Here is an 18,124-nt window from a genome sequence, read left to right on the forward strand (position 1 = left end):
ATGTCCATGGGCGCGCAGCGGCGGTGCGCGAAACCGCGTCAGAATAGGTCAAGAATATGACAGCTTGCGGTCGCCGGGAACGGGACGGCGTGCTGCCGTCCCGCAGGGGAAATCAGCCTTTGAGCAGGATCGCCGCTTCTTTTGCAAAATAGGTGAGGATGCCGTCAGCGCCGGCCCGTTTGATGCTGGTCAACGACTCCAGAATGATTGGCTCGCGCTGCAGCCAGCCCTGCTGGAACGCGGCCACGTGCATGGCGTATTCACCGCTCACTTGATAGACGAACGTGGGCACCGCGAAGGTGTCTTTCACCCGCCGCACGATGTCCAGATACGGCATGCCGGGTTTCACCATCACCATGTCTGCACCTTCCGCCAGATCGAGGCCCACTTCGTGCAGCGCTTCGTCGCTGTTGGCGGGGTCCATCTGGTAGGTCTTCTTGTCGGCTTTGCCGAGGTTTGCGGCGGAGCCCACCGCATCGCGGAACGGGCCGTAGTAGGCCGAGGCGTACTTGGCGGAATAAGCGAGGATGCGGGTGTGCTGGAACTGGTTCTGCTCCAGTTGGGTGCGGATGGCGCCGATGCGGCCGTCCATCATGTCGCTGGGCGCGATCACATCGACCCCCGCCTCAGCATGGGACAGCGCCTGGCGCACCAGCGCGGTGATGGTGGCGTCGTTCACCACATAGCCGCTGGCATCGATGATGCCGTCCTGGCCATGGGTGGTGTAGGGGTCGAGCGCGCCGTCGGTGATGACGCCCATTTCCGGCACCGCCTGCTTGATGGCGCGCACCGCGCGCTGCACCAAGCCGTTGGGGTTCCAGGCTTCGGCGGCATCCAGCGACTTGGCGTCGGCGTCTACCACCGGGAACAGCGCCATGGCCGGTACCCCCAGCTTGGCTAACTGTTCCGCTTCCTTGACCAGCAGATCGATGCTTTTACGCTCCACGCCCGGCATCGAGGGCACCGCTTCGGTGCGTTGTTTGCCGTCCAAGACAAACACTGGGTAGATCAGGTCATCGGCGGTGAGCACGGTCTCGCGCATCAGGCGTCGGGAAAAGTCGTCGCGGCGCATGCGGCGCATGCGCGTGGCCGGCCAGGCGGCCCGGTTCACATTCAAGGACACAATGGTCTCCAGATCAGGACGGGGTGGAAAACGGGCAACAGTGTAGCGCACCGCGCCGCCGATGGCTGGACGGCGAGCCTGCTTCCCGGTCATGCTCCACGGCCGCGGGCCCCGAGGGCGGCCTGTTGCAGCTTCAGGAGGATGTGCCATGGGACGCTGGCGCCCGCCGGCCCGGCCGGCATCGAAATACATCACGCCGGAAGGCTACCGCATGCTCAACGATGAGTTGCAGCATCTGTGGAAGGTGAAGCGGCCGGAGGTGACCCAATCGGTGCAGGAGGCGGCTGCCCAAGGGGATCGCTCGGAAAATGCCGAGTACATCTATGGTAAGAAAATGTTGCGCGAGATCGACCGGCGCATCCGCTTCCTGTCTCGGCGGCTGGATGACATGACGGTGGTTGAGCAGCTGCCGGACGACCGCAGCCGGGTCTATTTCGGCGCTTGGGTGGAGTTGGTGGACGAAGACGATCAGCGCCACTGTTACCGCTTGGTTGGCCCCGACGAAACCGATGCCGCGCGCGGCTGGATCAGTGTCGATGCGCCGCTGGCGCGGGCGCTGTTGAAGAAGCAAGTGGATGACGAAGTGATGGTGCACACCCCCACCGGCGAGCGTTATTACGATGTGGTGGCGATCCATTACGGCGCCCCACCGAATGAGAGCCAAACATGAGTCTGTTCCAACGCATCAAACGATTTGTCGGCAGCGCGCTGTTAGGCGGGCTGGTGGTACTGCTGCCGTTGGCGGTGGTCGGTTTCCTGTTCCGCTGGCTGTATGGCGTCACCACCGAGATTGCCGCACCGCTGATCCACTATGTGGTGCAAGAGTGGCATTGGCATCCGACGGTGGCGGATTGGGTCGGTATTCTGGCGCTGGTGCTGGTGTGTTTTCTGGTTGGCAATTTGGTCGCCACCCGGCTGGGACACTGGTTTTGGAATGCCATGGAGACCCGCATCATGGCGCGCTTGCCGGGCTACCGGGCGGTGCGTGAGGTGGTCAGCCAGCTGCTGGGCAATAACGAGGATTCCCCGTTCCGCCGTGGCGAGGTGGCGCGGGTATGGATTTACGGGCGCGGCGCAGACGTGTCCGTACTGGGGCTGGTAACGGCCCGTTTTCCCGATGGGCAGCTCACTGTTTTCGTGCCCACCGGACCCAACCCCACCACCGGTTTCATTTATCTTGTGGAACCGGGTGTGGTAACACTGTGTCCTGATATCAGCGTAGAGCAAATGATGAAGGTTGTGGTCGCCTGCGGCGCCGGCAGCCAGCGCCTGTTCCCGACGGACAGCGCTGCGGCAGCCTTGCGAGCGGATGCGGGTGCCACGGAGGAGGAAAGATGAAAGTAGCAGTTTTGTTGGCCGGCTGTGGTGTCTACGACGGCTCGGAAATTTACGAATCCACGGTGACCCTGCTGGCGCTGGATCGTCTTGGGGTGAGTTACCAATGCATGGCGCCGAACATCGAACAGGCCCATGTGATCAACCACATCACCGGCGAAGAAATGGTCGCCGACCGCCGCAACGTGCTGGTGGAAGCCGCCCGTTTGGCGCGCGGCAACATCATCGACTTGAAAGTGGCCAACGCGGAAGACTATGACGCGCTGATCGTGCCCGGTGGCTTCGGTGTTGCTAAGAACCTCAGCGATTTCGCTTTCAAAGGCGCCGAGATGACGGTGCTGCCGGCAGTGCGCGATTTCATCCGCGATCTGCATCGCGGCGGCAAGCCGGTGGGGCTAGTGTGCATTGCGCCGGTGATGAGCGCGGCGCTATTCGGTGAAGGGGTGCGCTGCACCATCGGTAGCGATGCCGATACGGCCGCGGCGATCACCGCCATGGGCGGCAAGCACGTCAGCTGCGCGGTGGATGACATTGTCGTCGACCAGCAACTGAAGCTGGTGACCACGCCGGCCTACATGGCGGCGCAGCGCATCAGCGAAGCGGCCGCCGGCATCGACAAGCTGGTCGCCAAAGTCGTGGAGATGGCGCGCGCCTAAGGCGCATGGCGGATGCAATGAAGGGACCTGCGGGTCCCTTTTTTATGGACCTCAACATCATACTTTGGGTCGGCTTGCGCCGGTCTTTGGGCGCAACCGGCATAGGCCGCGCTTGTGCCACCGGCGATGGCTGCCTAGCGTGAAACGGCAGGCTGCCGACGCCACAACAATACAACCAAGAACAACAACATGAGGGGTTTGTCATGACTCGACAGGGTGGTGCTGTCCTGGCCCGTTGGCGTCACGTCGCATGCGGCGTCGCGTTGGCGGCAGGGACCGCCCAAGCGGCACCGGTGCATGAGTTGGCGCCGGTACGTATCGATGGCATGCGTCTGGAGCGCTCGCTGGCGGACGCGCCGGCGGCGGTGGCGGTGGTGGATACCGAAGCGGCTCAGCAGGGCCAACCGCGCCTGCAGTTGGATGAGACCTTGTCGCGGGTGCCGGGGCTGATGCTCACCAACCGCTACAACTATGCCCAAAACCTGAGACTGTCCTCGCGTGGCTTCGGGGCCCGCGCGCCGTTTGGCGTGCGCGGCCTGCGGGTGCGTGTGGACGGCTTCCCGGAAACGGTGCCGGATGGCCAGTCGCAGGTGGACAGCATTGATCTGGACAGTTTGCGCGACGCCACCGTGCTTCGCGGCCCGGCGTCGGTACTGTACGGCAATGGCAGCGGCGGCGTGGTGGACCTGAACACCTATGACGGCCGCAACATGGCCTATGGCCGCGAGTTGCGCGTGACGGCCGGCGAGCACGGGCTGCGCAAGGCGCACCTGCACGCCGGTGGTGAGGAGGGCGACTGGTCGTACTACGGGGGTGTCACCGGCCTGCGTTACGAGGGCTACCGCGACCAGAGCGAGGTGGAAAAATACCAAGCCATCGGCCGGGTCGGTTGGCAGATGACGCCGGCGCAGCGGTTGGAGTTTGTGCTCACCGCCATGGACATCCCCCGCGGTGAAGACCCCGGCGGTTTGACCGCCGCACAGGTGAAGGCCGACCGCCGTGCCGCGGTGCCTATGGCGCCACGCTTGGATGCCGGCCAGGAAGTGTCCCAGCAGCGCCTCGGCGTGCGCTATCGCCATGATGACGTGGCCGGTGGTCAGTACCAGGTGCAGACCTTCATTGCGCGCCGTGATTTTGAACAGCAGCTGCCGTTCCCGGGTAACAGCCACATCGAATACCAGCGTCTGTTTTACGGATTGTCCACCGACTACAGCCGAGAGCTGATGGTGGCGGGCCGTGCGCAACGTTTCGTGGTGGGACTGGATGCCGACGCCCAGCGCGATGACCGTGATCGGCACAGCGTCAATGCCAGCGGCCAGACCACGGGTCGCACTGCCGAGGAAAAGCAGGCCGCCAGTGCGGTGGGGGTGTTCGCGCAGCTGGACAGCGCGCTCACCGATCAACTGTTGCTGTCACTGGGCCTGCGCCACGACACCGTGCGGCTGCGTATCAACGACCGCTTCCTCAGCGACGGTGATGACAGCGGCACCCAACGTTTCCATGAACAGAGCTACAGCGCCGGGCTGACCTGGCATTACAGCGATGCGCTGCAGCTGTACCTGACTGGCAGCACCGCCTTTGAAACCCCGACCTTTACCGAGCTCGCCAATCCAGTGGGGGGCGGCTTTGATTCGCAATTGGGGCCGCAAAAAGCCCGTAACCAGGAGCTGGGGCTGCGCAGCCTGATCGGTGCCGGTTGGTGGAGCACGCTGGCGCTGTACCGGGTGGATGTAAAGGACGAGATCACCCCCTATGAGTTGCAGGGCCGCACCTTCTACCGCAACGCTGCACGCACACGCCGCCAAGGCCTGGAGTTAGGCATTGAAGGGCCGCTCAGCGAACAGTGGAGCCTGGCATTGGCCTACACCTGGGCGCACAACCAGTTCCGCCGTTTCGATGACGTGCAGCAGGGGGCCGATGTCAGTGGCCTGCGCATGCCCGGGTTGCCACGACACATTGCCTTTGCCGAGCTGGCGTGGCGCGGTGGGCTGGGGTACTACGCCATCAGCGACCTGCGCTTTGTCAGCGACCAGTACGCCGAGAACACCAACCAGACGCGGGTCGCCAGCAGTACCCTGGTGGGGCTGCGCGGGGGACGCCAGTGGCGCTTCGGCGATGGCGAACTGGACCTGTACAGCGGCATCAACAACCTGTTCGATCGCGAGTATTTCGCCAACCTGCGTATCAACGCCAACAGCGACCGGCCGCTGGCGCAACGTGGTTACTTCGAACCGGGGCCGGGCCGTACCGTCTACGCGGGGGTGGCATGGAAATGGTGAGCCGCGCGCTGCTGTGGGCGACGTTGCTGTGGGCGTCGCCACTGCTGGCGCTTCAACTGGGCGACAAGGTGCCGGACTTCACCCTGCCGAGTACCGAAGGGCCGTTCACGCTGTCGGAGCAGGGCGCTGATCACTGGGTGCTGTTGGTGTCGCACCCGGCGGCGTTCACGCCGATCTGCACCACCGAGCTGGCGGCGCTGGCGCAGGAGCGGGAGTGGTTTGCCGAGCGCGGTGTGAAGCTGGCGGCGATTGCCGTCGGCGACGCCGAAACACTGGCCCGCTGGCGCGCCGACATCAGCAAGTTGGCTGGCAAGTCGGTGGGCTACCCGCTGCTGGCGGACGGTGAACGACAAGTGAGCGAGCAACTCGGCATGTTGCACCCGAAGGCGCTCGATACCCATACCGTGCGCAGCGTGCTGATCATCGACCGCCGCCAGCGGCTGCGGCTGCGGATTGATTATCCGCCGGATATTGGCCGCAACGTGGACGAAATAAAACGTGTCACCGAGGCGCTGTTGCGTAGCGAGCGTTATCACCTGATGGCGCCGGTGAACTGGGTGCCCGGCACCGACATGGTGGTGCCCGGTTGGATGCAATCAGAGCAGGCCAAAGAGCTGTTCGGCACGCTGTCAGAAGGCGCGGTGCCCTACCTGCGCTACACCCCCGATCCGGACCGGCGCTAGTCTTTCCGGTTACGACCTTGGCGCCATGGATGGCGTGCCAGAGCAGCACCAAAGCGGAATACTGCCGGCTTGCCAAGCCATCAATACTCTCCCTGTTTTGCGTAAAACAGATTATTCAAACGGAGAGGAAAACATGAAAAAAACAATCCTTGCTGGCGCTGTTGCGCTTGCAGTGCTGCCGCTTTCCGCCACCGCTGCCATCCCGCTGTATGAAGAAGGTGATTTGAGCTTCACCACCGATGGCTACATCAACGCGTTCTACGTGCACCAGGATGTGGACCGTCCTGGTACGGCACTGGATCGCAACCAATCGCGGGTAAAAATGGGCTTCCTGCCCAACTACCTCGGCTTCAATGTGGCCAACCGCGTCGGTGATCTGAACTTCGGCGCCCGCGCCTCGTTTTGGGTGACCATCAACGACAGCAGTGATGCCGGCACCGCCACCGCCATCGACGTGCGCCAGTTCTACGGCACCGTGGGCGGCGACTGGGGTGAGGTGACGCTGGGTAAAGACTTCGGCCTGTTCGCACGCTCTAACATCTTGCGTGACGAGCTGCTGTCCGGCTTCGGTCACGCCAGTGATCTGATGGGCATCCTCAATTGGGGCGGCGTGTCGTTCGGCAACATCGGCAGCGGTTACCCCTATGCGTTCCCAAGCGCGCAGATCACTTACCGCATGCCGACCGTGGCTGGCTTCAATCTGGCGGTGGGCGTGCTGGACCCTTACGACACCACCGATGCGTCCCAAGTTGGCGGCGCGTCATATCAAGACAGCCCGCGGGTAGAGTCTGAAATCTCCTACACCAACAGCTTCGGTGATGCCGAGCTGTATGCGTGGGTGAACGGGGCCTGGCAGCATTCGCGCAACACCGATCCGCTGGTGGACTCAGTCACCTCCTCCGGGGTTGGCTACGGCGTGCAGATGAAAGTGCAGGATCTGTCGGTGACGGTGTCCGGCTTTAACGCTGACGGCATGCACCCGTTCTTCACCAACAACCTCGGTCAGGCCAGCCTGCAGGAAGTCGACAGCAAAGGGCACCTGGCGCAGATCGGTTATCAGTTTGGCAAACTGCGTGCGGCAGCGTCCTACGGCCGCACTCAGGATGATGGGCTGGTGACCGGCAACCGTTTGAAACTGACCCACACGGCCCTGCAGCTGAGCTACGCGGTGACCCCGCAGTTCACCTTGGTGGCCAACGGTGGCCGCTTTGAAGCCCGCGATGGCGGTGTGAAAGCGGAAGAAACCGATACCGTGGCAGTGGGTGCGGCGCTGTCCTGGTAAGCGCTGTCTTGCAGGTAATAAAAAGCCCGGTGTCGCAAGGCACCGGGCTTTTTTATCGCTCAGTGGTTCAGTCGGCGTCCTCTGGTAGCAGCTGCTGACGCAAACGGCGGACCGCTTCGAGGTCGCCGTCCAGCACCGCGTCGGTGCAGCCCTGCAAGGTAGCCGAATCGAGCCGCCAACACGGGTTAGCGCGTCGGCGGCGCTGCTGGCGCTCCGCTTCGCTGCAGTGCTCCTGTTGCAGCCGCTGCTGATAACGCTGCAGCCACTCTGTCAGCTGCAGTGGCGCCTGCGGCACGCGGAACAGCTGGCACAACGCCTGCTGCCAGGCGTCCGGATGGTCGCCGGCGAGGCCGCCGAACGCATCGTGATAATCCACGTCGTACCGCTGCAGCAGTGCGCACCAGTCGCGTACCCAACCCAGGTCGCCGGGCAGCGTTTGGGCGAGGCCAAAGCGGCGATTCATGGCGCGCAGGTAGTGCAGGTCGAGCTGACTAAAGAAATCATCCAGGGTGCGGCGGTGGTGATGTTGGCCGCTGAGTTGGTCTAGGGCATCGGCCAGCAGCTCCAGCCCCTCCAGCACCGCTTCCGGTTGGCGGTGGTAGGCGTAACGGCGCAGGTTGTCGTCCTTGGCCGGGCTCCAGTTGGGGTTGTAGCGCTGCATGAAGGCGCCGGTGCCGAGATCCAGCGTCAGCCCGAGCACCGAAATGTTGTCGCTGTTGAGGCCGCCGTGCACGTAACCATAGGCCTGCCAAAGGGCCACGGTTTCCGCATGGCGCCGCACCAGCGCGGCCAACAACGACGGGCTGTCGTCACCCAGCGGCTGCGGGCCGCGTTGGTTGAGGTAGGCCAGTACGCCCGGCAGCACATCCGGGGCCCCGCGTAGCGCGAGCCATTCCAGGTGGCCGATGCGCATCAACGACGGGCCGCTGCGCAGCAACATGCCAAGCGGTTCGTGGGTGCGCACACGCCGGTCAGGGCATTGCAGCAAGGCAGTGCCGCCGGCGCAGCCGATGCCGAGTGCCTGCAGCGCTTTGGATAGCACGTATTCGCGGATCGCACTGTGCAGTGACAGGCGGCCATCGCCCTGGGCAAAACAGGTGGCGCCGCCGCCCTTGAGCCACCACTCCAGCCGCCAGCCGTCGCGCTGCAGATCCGTCAGCAGCAATGCGCGGCCGTCGCCCAATTGCGGATTAAGCACACCGAATTGGTGGCCCACATACTTGGTGGCGAGCGCTTGCGGACAGCGCTGGCTGGCGTGGGCGAGCAGGTCAGTGAGAACAGCAGCGCCGGTGGGATGCAGTTGATTCAACAGCGGCGCGGTGGACTCGGGACGCAGCCGCGGGTCGGCATCGAGCAGCTGCAGGCCGGGCCAGTCGGCGGGCACATGGGGCTGCCAAAGGGTGCGGCTGAGCTGGTCGAAATCGGCAGCGGGCAGTGGGTTCGGGAGCAGGTCGGTCACGGTCTTCACCTCCAAAAAAAACCACCCCGCAAGCGGGGTGGTGGCAGTGAGCGCAGTGCGGTGGGCAGACCGCTGGGATCAGAAGAATCCGAGCGGGTTGGTGCTGTAGCTCACCAGCAGGTTTTTCACTTGCTGGTAGTGGTCGAGCATCATCTTGTGGGTTTCACGGCCGATACCGGATTTCTTGTAGCCGCCGAACGCGGCGTGGGCCGGGTAAGCGTGGTAGCAGTTGGTCCAGACGCGGCCCGCCTTGATGGCGCGGCCCATGCGGAAGGCGACGTTGATATCGCGGCTCCACACGCCGGCACCCAGACCGAACTCGGTGTCGTTGGCGATGCGCAGCGCTTCTTCTTCGTCGCGGAAGGTGGTGACACCCACCACCGGGCCGAAGATTTCTTCCTGGAACACGCGCATGCGGTTGTGGCCCTTGAGCAGCGTTGGCTGGATGTAGAAGCCGCTGTCGAGATCACCGCTCATGGCTTCGCGGCCGCCGCCGGTCAGCACCTGGGCGCCTTCGCCGCTAGCGATGCTCAGGTAGGACATGATGCGGTCGTATTGCTCTTGCGAGGCTTGCGCGCCGACTTGGGTTTCGGTGTCGAGCGGGTTGCCGCGTTTGATCGACTTGGTGCGCGCGATGACGCGGGCAATGAAGTCGTCGTACATGCTTTCCTGGATCAGTGCACGGGACGGGCAGGTGCACACTTCACCTTGGTTGAAGAACGCCAGCGTCATGCCTTCCACGGCTTTGTCGATGAACGAATCTTCCGCTTTCATGATGTCGGCGAAGAAGATGTTCGGCGACTTGCCGCCCAGCTCGACGGTGGACGGGATGATGTTGTCCGCGGCGCAGCGCAGGATGTGCGCGCCGACCGGGGTGGAGCCGGTGAAGGCGATCTTAGCGATGCGGCGGCTGGTGGCCAGTGCTTGGCCGGCTTCCTCGCCGAAACCGTTGACGATGTTGAGTACGCCCGGCGGCAGCAGGTCGCCGATGATTTCCGCCAGTACCAAGATGGACCACGGCGTTTGTTCGGCTGGCTTGAGTACCACGCAGTTGCCTGCCGCCAGTGCCGGTGCCAGTTTCCACGCCGCCATCAGGATCGGGAAGTTCCACGGGATGATCTGGCCGACCACACCCAGTGGTTCATGGAAGTGGTAGGCCACGGTGGTGGCGTCGATGTCGGCCGCGCTGCCTTCTTGCGCGCGGATGCAGCCGGCGAAGTAGCGGAAGTGGTCCGCCGCCAGCGGGATATCTGCCGCCAGCGTTTCGCGTACCGCTTTACCGTTGTCCCAGGTTTCCGCTACCGCCAGTTTTTCCAAGTTGGCTTCGATGCGGTCGGCAATGCGCAGCAGGATCAGGCTGCGTTCTTGGGCCGAGGTCTTGCCCCAGCTCTCGGCGATGCGGTGGGCAGCGTCCAGCGCCAGGTCGATGTCTTCGGCGCTAGAACGCGGAATCTCACAGAATACTTTGCCGTTAACCGGTGAGATGTTATCGAAATAGCGACCCTTGACCGGTGCCACCCACTCGCCACCAATGTAGTTGCCGTACTTGCTCTTGAAAGAGACTACTGCGCCTTCGGCGCCCGGATTTGCATAGATCATGGTGTCTGTCCTCTTGTTCTTGTCCACGGTCGTGTGTCGCAGGCGTGACCTTCACAGGCAGATTACGGCCCTGTCGGCGCCGGCGTCTTTTCGCCCTCGGTGCCATCTTTCTCACCCTTTGGTGCCATAGCGCTGTCGGCAAAGGCCCGTTCTTCATAGGCCGGGTAGAAATGGCTGGCCGAGCGCGTCAGCTCGTAGCGGGCCAGCGGCCAGTCGGCAAACTCGGCCGGCAGGTCGTGGTCCAGCATCTCATTGGTACTGAGTCCGTTTTCCGCGCTTTGTTTCAGCAGCTGGTCTAGCCACCGCAGCCAGCGCTGGTTCGCTGCCAGTGCGCGGGCATCGGTCAGCGGCCCGTGGCCGGGCACCAAGTGACGCACCGGCAGCGTGGCCAGTTGGTCCAGGTCCTGGATCCAAGCCGCCAGTGATGGCGTATGGGCAGTGGCGGGCGCCCGTTGCCAAAACACCATGTCGCCGGTGATCAACAATTCCCGCGCCGGTTCGTACAGCACCGCGTCGGCGCCACTGTGGCCATGTAGCTCCAACAACTCGAACTCGCGGTCGCCAAAGCGGTGGCGGCCTGGTGCCAGCAGGCGCGGCGGCTGTTCGAAGGGCTGCGCCGGCGGCTGACTGCTACCTTCCGGCGCCAGTCGGGTGGCGAGGGTGTCGAGGTAATGGTGCTGGTAGCGCTGCAGGTCCCGCCACGCGCCGGCCAACATCAGGGTGTCTGCCTGGGGAAACGCATGAGCGCCGAACACATGGTCGGGGTGGTGATGGGTGAGGACGATCCAGCGCACCGGTTCGTCGGTGAGTGCGGCCACGGTCTCGGCCAGCGCCGTGCCCACCGCCTCGCTGCCGCCGCTGTCCACTAGCAACACGCCGGCGCCGGTGTTGACGATGGTGATGTTGCTGATGTGGCCGCGGTTATCCGGGGAGAACTCCTCGGCCGCGCCTTGCACTAGCCAGGTGTCGGCGTCGATGGCCTGCACCGCTAGTGGGGCGGGCGGCGCACTGCAAGCGGCCAGCAGCGCCGCCAGCAGCAGTGCCGGCTTAAAGGGCTTGCTCGAATAAATTGCCATTGTTGTCACGCGCATCCAGTCGCAGTGGCAGCTCGTTGTCGCCACGGAAAGCCAGAGTCAGGGTCGGGTTTTCGCTGATCGAGGCGTGCCAGATCAGGTCGGCCAGTGGCCGGTCGCCGGACAGCACTTGGTAGTGCTCGATGTAGAATGGGCTTTCGCTGGGAATCAGGCCGCTGTCCATCGGGTGTTGGATGCGGACCTTGACGCGCTGTTGGTCGCCGACGCTGCGGCGCTGCACCTGCACGGTGCCAAAGCCGTCAGACCAGTTCTTCACGGTCTTGGCGATGCCGGGGGTGGTACAGCCGCCGCCGGCGGCGTCGACAAAGGTGCTACCGACGTGCCAGACGCCATCCTTGAGCACCGCACTGCGGATCAGTGAGCCGCGCTCCAGCCGTAGGTTGATCGACAGCCGTGCCACGGCGTCTTCGCTGGCGCGATAATCGAGTACCAGCGGGATCGGGTTCAGCTCCACCCACAGCAGCAGCCGTTCGAACTGACCTAGCGCACTGGCATCCACATCCACCGGCACCTGGCCGGCGTCTTCAGCAAACTCTGGTGCGCGCACTTTTACTTGCGGATCAAAGCGGTACGGGGTGTCGCCCAAGAACCGGGCACGCATCGGGGCCCACATGAACGAATCTTCCGGGTCCACCGCATCGGCGGCTGTGGCGGTCAACGGCAGCAGCAACAGCAGCAGCCAGCTCAGCCAGCGAGCTTGGGACAAGGCAGCAACGCGCATGGGGCCTCCTGGCGTCATTGGTTGTCGAGGGCAACGGTTTCCAGCCAAGCGCGGATCGACCAGAGCGCTTCTTGGTTAAGGAAGTTGGCCATCTTCGGCATCATCACGCGGTCATCGCGCACGGCACCGTTAATGACCCGCTCCTTGAACCATTCATCGCCGTAGTCGCCGCTTTCCAGTTCGCGCAGGTCGGGGGCGATACCGCCAGACTTGGCTTCCAAGCCATGGCAGGCGGCGCAGTTCTGGTTGTAGGCGGATTTGCCCAGGTCCACCGCCTTCTCGTACTCGGCGTGGCCTTTGCGGTAGGGGTTGTGCTCGAGCCAGGTGTCGCCGAGCGGGGTCAGGCCGGCGGTATTCACCGGTTGCGGAACCACGTCACCGTGGGCGAAGGCGAGGCCGCTGCCGGCTACCGACAGGCAGGTGACAACAACAAGGGCGGCTTTTTTCATGATTATTGTCCGTCGTGGTGTAAAACAAATTCCGAAAAAATCGGGACCATGAACGGGACGGTAAACAACTGGCGGGCGCAGCCATAGTGACCGATGGCAGAAGCTCCGATGATGCTTTGGTAGTAGACCCAAAAGTCAGTGCGCTTTGCCCCCTCCGGTCGGTATCTGTGCCAACTTGATGCCTCCTAAGATGCGGAGAGAGACAGCGCTCCAGCAGTGGCTGTGCTTCCCTTGAATCCTGCTTGCGGGATTTCTTGAAACCGATCATGAGGCTGCGAAATGAGAACAACAAGCCCTTCTCCGACCCCGGCATCCCACCCGTTCAAGCGGTTGGGCGTGGCGATGGCCACCACTGTTATTGCGGGTGCCATCAGTGCTTCAGCACTGGCCAAACCTGTGACCTGGAACGACATCCTCAACGACCACAAAACCACCCATGACGTACTCGGCTACGGCATGGGCATTGATGCACAGCGTTACAGCACCCTGAACCGCATCAACGACAAGAACGTGGCCCTGCTGACCCCGGCATGGTCCTTCTCCTTCGGTGACGAGAAGCAGCGCGGCCAGGAATCCCAAGCCGTGGTGCACGATGGCGTGATCTACGTCACCGGCTCCTACTCGCGGGTGTTCGCCATTGACGCACGCACCGGCAAGCGCCTGTGGAGCTACTCCCACCGCCTGCCGGACGACATCCGTCCGTGCTGTGACGTGGTGAACCGCGGCGTGGCGATCTTTGGTGACAAGGTGTTCTTCGGCACCCTGGACGCCTCCATCGTGGCGCTCAACAAAGACACCGGTAAGGTCGAATGGCGCGAAAAGTTCGGCGACCACAAAGTCGGCTACACCCTGACTGGCGCCCCGACCATCGTCAAAGACCAGACCACCGGCCGCATGCTGCTGATTCACGGCTCCTCCGGTGACGAATTCGGCGTGGTCGGCAAGCTCTACGCCCGCGATCCGGAAACCGGTAAAGAAATCTGGATGCGTCCGTTCGTGGAAGGCCACATGGGCCGTCTGGATGGCAAGGACAGCACCCCGTCCGGCGATCCGCGCGCACCGTCCTGGCCGGATGATCCCAACAGCCCCACCGGCAAGGTACAGGCTTGGAGCCAAGGCGGCGGCGCACCCTGGCAGAGCGCCACCTTCGATCCGACCACCAACACCATCGTGATCGGTGCCGGTAACCCGGCTCCCTGGAACGGTTGGGCGCGTACCGCGCCGGACGGCGATCCGGGCGATTACGACAGCCTCTATACCTCAGGTCAGGTCGGTGTCGACCCGACTACCGGTGAGATCAAGTGGTTCTACCAGCACACCCCGAACGATACTTGGGACTTCTCCGGTAACAACGAGATCGTGCTGTTTGACTACAAGGACAAGAACGGCAAAACCCACAAGGCCGGCGCCCACGCTGACCGTAACGGTTTCTTCTACGTCACCGACCGCACCAACGGCAACTTGCTGAACGCCTTCCCGTTCGTGGACGGTATCACTTGGGCCAAGGAAATCGACCTGAAAACTGGTCGTCCGGTAGAGAACCCGGGCCAGCGTCCGGCGCGTCTGCAGCCGGGTGAAACCCGCTCGCCGGTGGTGGAAGTATCGCCGCCGTTCCTGGGTGGCAAGAACTGGAACCCGATGGCGTACAGCCAAGACACCGGTCTGTTCTACGTGCCGGCTAACCACTGGAAAGAGGACTACTGGACCGAGGAAGTGGAGTACAAGCCGGGTTCCGCGTACCTGGGCATGGGCTTCCGCATCAAGCGCCTGTTTGATGACCACGTAGGTATCCTGCGTGCCATGGACCCGACCACCGGTAAAGTAGTGTGGGAGCACAAAGAGCCGATGCCGCTGTGGGCCGGCGTACTGGCCACCAAGGGTAACCTGGTGTTCACCGGTACCGGCGATGGCTACTTCAAAGCCTTCGATGCCAAGAACGGTAAGGAGCTGTGGAAGTTCCAAGTGGGCACCGGCATCGTGTCGCCGCCGGTGACTTGGGAAATGGATGGCCAGCAGTACATCGGCGTGACCGTCGGCTACGGTGGTGCAGTACCACTGTGGGGCGGCGACATGGCTGAGCTGACCAAACCGATCTCCCAAGGTGGCGCGTTCTGGGTGTTCAAACTGCCCGATAACGTTCGTCGCTGATTCCTGCCAATCCAACGGGCCACGCAAGTGGCCCGTTGCTGTCTGAGGAGTTGTAACCATGATGGGACGATCTGTTTCGCTGCTGGCACTGGCCGGCGCATTGATGGCGGCGCCCTGGGCGCAGGCACAGCAGGTGGACGACCTGGGTAACATGCGCATGAATGGCTGCACGCTGGAGCCGGGTGCGGTATGCCCGAAGGCGGATTTGTCCGGCGCCAAACTGGCCGGCCAGGACCTGCGCGGCGCTGATTTTTCCGGTGCCAATCTTGCCGGTGCCGACCTGCGTCACGCCATCCTCATCGGCGTGGACCTGTCGGGCGCCAATCTGCGCGGCGCGCAGTTGTCGCGCGCCAACATGAAGAGCGCCAACCTGCGTGAGGCGGACCTCACCGGCGCGGTGATGGTGGGCACCCAAGCATGGGGCATTCACGGTGCCAATGCGGTGTTCGACAAAGTGCAGGCCACCGGCGCCAATTTTGACTTTGGCCGCTTGACCCGGTCGCGCTGGCATCAAGCTCAGCTGCGTGGGGCCTCGATGGAAATGACCTGGGTGAACAAAGCCTCGTTTGAAGGCGCTGATTTCACCGATGCCAATTTGCAAGAAGTGAAAATGAACATGGCGAAGTTGCGCCATGCGGTGATGACCGGTGCCAGCATCAAGTACGCCAACTTCCAAATGGTGGACATGGAAGGCTGCACCGATTGCCCAGTGGACTGGGAGTAAGCGTCACTCCTGGCGCTGCTGCACTTGGTGTTGCAGCGCCAGTTTTAGCTTCATCGGCCGCACCGGCTTCGGCAGGTGCAGGTAGTTGTTCTCATCACACAGCTGGCGCACCGCCGGACTGCGATCCGCGGTCAGCAGGATCACCGGCAGCGGCTCACGGCGACCGGCGTTGATGAACCCGGCCAATTTGATGCCGTCGTCATCGTTGGGGAAGTGATAGTCCATCACCAACACATCCACCGCGTCGGCGCTGGTATTTACCTGGCGGCGCAGGTTATGCAGCGAATCCGCCACCACCACATCACAGCCCCATTGGCGCAGCAGCGCCTGCATGCCGAGGCAGATGGCCTCGTCGTTATCCACCACCCACACTTTCAGGCCCTGCAATGAATCGCGCGCGGCGGTGCCGTTGGCAAGCGGCTCCTCCAGTACTCGCTGGTGGCTGCGTGGCAGTCGCAGACGCATGGTGGTGCCGCGCCCCGGCTCGGAATGCACCTGCAACCGGTGGCCGAGGATATTGCAGATCTTGGTGACGATGGCGAGGCCGAGGCCCAGCCCGCGTTCCTGGTTGTGCAGCGGCGTTTGGCCGCGCTTGAACTCCATGAACAGCTCGTCCATGTCGTTCGGATGCATGCCGATACCGGTGTCGGTGACCCAGATTTCCACGTCCTGCCCGCGTCGTCGGCAGCCCAGCAAGATGCGGCCGTTGACGGTGTAGCGGATGGCGTTAGACAGCAAGTTGCGCAGGATGCGCATCAGCAGCTGCGGATCGGAGTGCACCACCAACTTGGTGCGCACATAGCGGAAACGCAGTCCTTTGCCGAGCGCTAGTTGGCGGCTCTCGTCGGCCAGCGCGTGCAGCAGATGATCGAGCGGCACCGGCCCAGGTTCAGCGGATACCACGCCGGCATCCAGCTTGGAGGCGTCGGTCAGGGTGGTGATCAACGATTCCAGGTCCTGCAGCGCGATGTTGATATGGCGCAGCGAGGTGTGCAGGTTCTCGCCCGGATCTTCCAGCAACGCACTGGCAAACAGCCGCGCGGCATTGAGCGGCTGCATCAGGTCATGGCTGATGGCAGCGAGGAAACGGCTCTTGGACAGGTTGGCGTCTTCCGCGCGTTTGCTGGCTTCACGCAGGCGCTGCTCGATGCGGCGGCGCTGCTCGACTTCGAACAACAGCCGCTTGTTCACATCCTGCAGCGCCTGGGTGCGCTGCTTCACCTGCTCGGTGAGGATCACCGCGTGATGAAACGCCGCGTAGGGCCCGGTGGACGGGATGGCACTGTTTTCCACCCGCTGGATCAGCGCATCGCAGATGCGCTTCAAGCGGGCGTTCTCGGCCATCAGGCGCGCCTCGTGCAACCGCCAGGGCGAGGCGCTGTCGTCAGGACTGCGGTGTTCGCCGACGTCGTCCAATGGCTACTCCAGTGAGCGTGTGGTTAATGTGCATGCCGTTGATCTGTTCGCCGTAGGTGCTGAACCCCACCAGGCCGTAATGGCTTACCAGGCGCGAGGCTTGTTCCATGGTGCCGCGCTCGCTCAGTTCCATGCCGCGCAGGCAGCAGTCGCAGGTCAGCGTCACCCAAGGGGTGCCGAGGCGGTCATGAACGCCGTCCATTTGCTCCACCAAATCGTCCAGCAACGGGCCGTTTTCCATGCGCGTCAGCACGATGCCGTTCTCCACCGCGCAGTAGAACGACAGGCTACGGTCCGGGTTCACCCGCTGGATGGCGCGCGCGTAATAGCGTTCGTTGATGCACACCGCCAGTGGGGTGGTGGCGAAATGGGCCGGATTCAGTTCGGGCACCGAGACGCCCACCAGTCGCGCGTAGACATCGGCGGCCGGCTCGGCATTGAGTTCATAGACCTTGCGGTGCAGCGCGTCGGCGGAGGTCACCACCAGCTTTTCCGTGGTCGGCAGCAAATGGTGGGAAGAAAACACCTCGAACTCTAACGCCGTGGACACCATCACCACCGCCGCCGCATTACGGTAAAAGCGGCCGCGGTCGTAGACGTAGGTGCCGGTGAGGTTGTAGCCGTCGCCGGCGGAACCACCAAAGAACGGAATCGAGCCGAGCGCAGCCGACAGGCTGGCCAACACCAGCTCTTCGCGGAACGACAGCCCGTCCATCATGGTGAACACGAAACTGTGCTCGGCGCTGGGTGCCAGCGGCTGGCGGTAACCGGCTTGGATCAGGCTTTCTGCCAGCGGCACCGCTTCTTCGCTGCGGAAGCTGTCCAGCGGCGTAATCAGCCGGTGACAGATGGAGAACCAGTCGCGGTGGAAGCCCAAGGCAGTGATGGTGCCGGTGGCGTAGCCCTCTGGCGTCAGTTCGCCGCAGGAGGTGCAGCCGCTCATGGGCACATCGCCGAACGCCTGTTCCAAAGCGGTGGCCAGGCGCGGCAGGTCATAGTCCATGGAGCAGAAGAACAGCACGAAGCCCAGCGCCGGATGGCGCAGCGCCTCCGCCAATTCGTCGGCAGCGCGCTGTTCGTCGGGCGCCGTGGTGAACGCACGGATCACGGCGTCGTGAGCGGGAGCGGTCATGGCCGGCCTCGTCAGGTCAGGAAA

The 18,124-nt window shown here is 63.4% G+C and carries 16 protein-coding genes; 8 read left to right on the forward strand and 8 right to left on the reverse strand.

Going from position 1 to position 18,124, the window contains the following annotated elements; all coding sequences use genetic code 11:
• Positions 1-112: 112 nt before the first annotated feature.
• The gene (gene hemB, locus AB5I84_RS12700) at positions 113-1,081 is read right to left on the reverse strand and encodes a porphobilinogen synthase (RefSeq protein ID WP_369456339.1); all 969 of its coding nucleotides are present in this window, start codon (positions 1,079-1,081) and stop codon (positions 113-115) included.
• 190 nt (positions 1,082-1,271) lie between these two features.
• On the opposite strand from hemB, the gene greB reads away from it, so the two are divergent.
• From greB to AB5I84_RS12730, 6 genes are all read left to right on the forward strand, one after another.
• Positions 1,272-1,793: a transcription elongation factor GreB gene (gene greB, locus AB5I84_RS12705; protein ID WP_369456283.1), complete on the forward strand. Its 522-nt coding sequence runs from the start codon at positions 1,272-1,274 to the stop codon at positions 1,791-1,793.
• On the forward strand, positions 1,790-2,461 hold the full coding sequence (locus tag AB5I84_RS12710) for a DUF502 domain-containing protein (RefSeq protein ID WP_369456284.1): 672 nt from the start codon (positions 1,790-1,792) through the stop codon (positions 2,459-2,461). The genes greB and AB5I84_RS12710 overlap by 4 nt, the downstream gene beginning before the upstream one ends.
• On the forward strand, positions 2,458-3,114 hold the full coding sequence (gene elbB / locus AB5I84_RS12715; RefSeq protein WP_369456285.1) for an isoprenoid biosynthesis glyoxalase ElbB: 657 nt from the start codon (positions 2,458-2,460) through the stop codon (positions 3,112-3,114). The genes AB5I84_RS12710 and elbB overlap by 4 nt, the downstream gene beginning before the upstream one ends.
• Positions 3,115-3,317: 203 nt before the next feature.
• Positions 3,318-5,393: a TonB-dependent receptor family protein gene (locus tag AB5I84_RS12720; RefSeq protein WP_369456286.1), complete on the forward strand. Its 2,076-nt coding sequence runs from the start codon at positions 3,318-3,320 to the stop codon at positions 5,391-5,393.
• Positions 5,381-6,076, forward strand: coding sequence for a redoxin domain-containing protein (locus AB5I84_RS12725; protein ID WP_369456287.1), 696 nt, complete (start codon positions 5,381-5,383; stop codon positions 6,074-6,076). Before AB5I84_RS12720 ends, AB5I84_RS12725 begins: the two co-directional genes overlap by 13 nt.
• Before the next feature lie 133 nt (positions 6,077-6,209).
• Positions 6,210-7,358 (forward strand): porin, encoded by a 1,149-nt coding sequence (locus tag AB5I84_RS12730; RefSeq protein WP_369456288.1) that lies wholly within the window; start codon positions 6,210-6,212, stop codon positions 7,356-7,358.
• Positions 7,359-7,425: 67 nt separating this feature from the next.
• Here the strand turns inward: AB5I84_RS12730 and AB5I84_RS12735 are convergent, their stop codons facing one another.
• The 5 genes from AB5I84_RS12735 to pedF all read right to left on the reverse strand — a co-directional run bounded on the left by AB5I84_RS12735 (position 7,426) and on the right by pedF (position 12,680).
• Positions 7,426-8,817, reverse strand: a complete 1,392-nt coding sequence (locus AB5I84_RS12735; RefSeq protein WP_369456289.1) for a protein adenylyltransferase SelO family protein — start codon at positions 8,815-8,817, stop codon at positions 7,426-7,428.
• Positions 8,818-8,895: 78 nt separating this feature from the next.
• Entirely contained in the window at positions 8,896-10,416 is a 1,521-nt protein-coding gene (gene exaC, locus AB5I84_RS12740) for an acetaldehyde dehydrogenase ExaC (protein WP_369456290.1), read from the reverse strand.
• A gap of 62 nt (positions 10,417-10,478) precedes the next feature.
• Positions 10,479-11,492, reverse strand: a complete 1,014-nt coding sequence (locus AB5I84_RS12745) for an MBL fold metallo-hydrolase (RefSeq protein ID WP_369456291.1) — start codon at positions 11,490-11,492, stop codon at positions 10,479-10,481.
• A complete protein-coding gene (locus tag AB5I84_RS12750; RefSeq protein ID WP_369456292.1) occupies positions 11,464-12,231 on the reverse strand; it encodes a quinoprotein dehydrogenase-associated SoxYZ-like carrier in 768 nt (255 codons plus the stop codon). The genes AB5I84_RS12745 and AB5I84_RS12750 overlap by 29 nt, the downstream gene beginning before the upstream one ends.
• Before the next feature lie 14 nt (positions 12,232-12,245).
• Positions 12,246-12,680 (reverse strand): cytochrome c-550 PedF, encoded by a 435-nt coding sequence (gene pedF / locus AB5I84_RS12755; RefSeq protein WP_369456293.1) that lies wholly within the window; start codon positions 12,678-12,680, stop codon positions 12,246-12,248.
• Between the two features lie 342 nt (positions 12,681-13,022).
• On the opposite strand from pedF, the gene AB5I84_RS12760 reads away from it, so the two are divergent.
• Both AB5I84_RS12760 and AB5I84_RS12765 read left to right on the forward strand, forming a co-directional pair.
• Positions 13,023-14,828, forward strand: a complete 1,806-nt coding sequence (locus AB5I84_RS12760; RefSeq protein ID WP_369456340.1) for a methanol/ethanol family PQQ-dependent dehydrogenase — start codon at positions 13,023-13,025, stop codon at positions 14,826-14,828.
• A gap of 58 nt (positions 14,829-14,886) precedes the next feature.
• Positions 14,887-15,552, forward strand: a complete 666-nt coding sequence (locus tag AB5I84_RS12765; protein ID WP_369456294.1) for a pentapeptide repeat-containing protein — start codon at positions 14,887-14,889, stop codon at positions 15,550-15,552.
• Positions 15,553-15,555: 3 nt separating this feature from the next.
• Here AB5I84_RS12765 and AB5I84_RS12770 read toward each other — a convergent pair whose 3' ends face one another.
• The gene (locus tag AB5I84_RS12770; protein WP_369456295.1) at positions 15,556-16,968 is read right to left on the reverse strand and encodes an ATP-binding response regulator; all 1,413 of its coding nucleotides are present in this window, start codon (positions 16,966-16,968) and stop codon (positions 15,556-15,558) included.
• Entirely contained in the window at positions 16,937-18,100 is a 1,164-nt protein-coding gene (gene nosP, locus AB5I84_RS12775) for a nitric oxide-sensing protein NosP (RefSeq protein ID WP_369456296.1), read from the reverse strand. The genes AB5I84_RS12770 and nosP overlap by 32 nt, the downstream gene beginning before the upstream one ends.
• Between the last annotated feature and the right edge of the window lie 24 nt (positions 18,101-18,124).

Origin of the sequence: Alcanivorax sp. REN37, assembly GCF_041102775.1 — a bacterium.
In the GTDB taxonomy this organism is placed as follows: Bacteria; Pseudomonadota; Gammaproteobacteria; order Pseudomonadales; family Alcanivoracaceae; genus Isoalcanivorax; species Isoalcanivorax beigongshangi.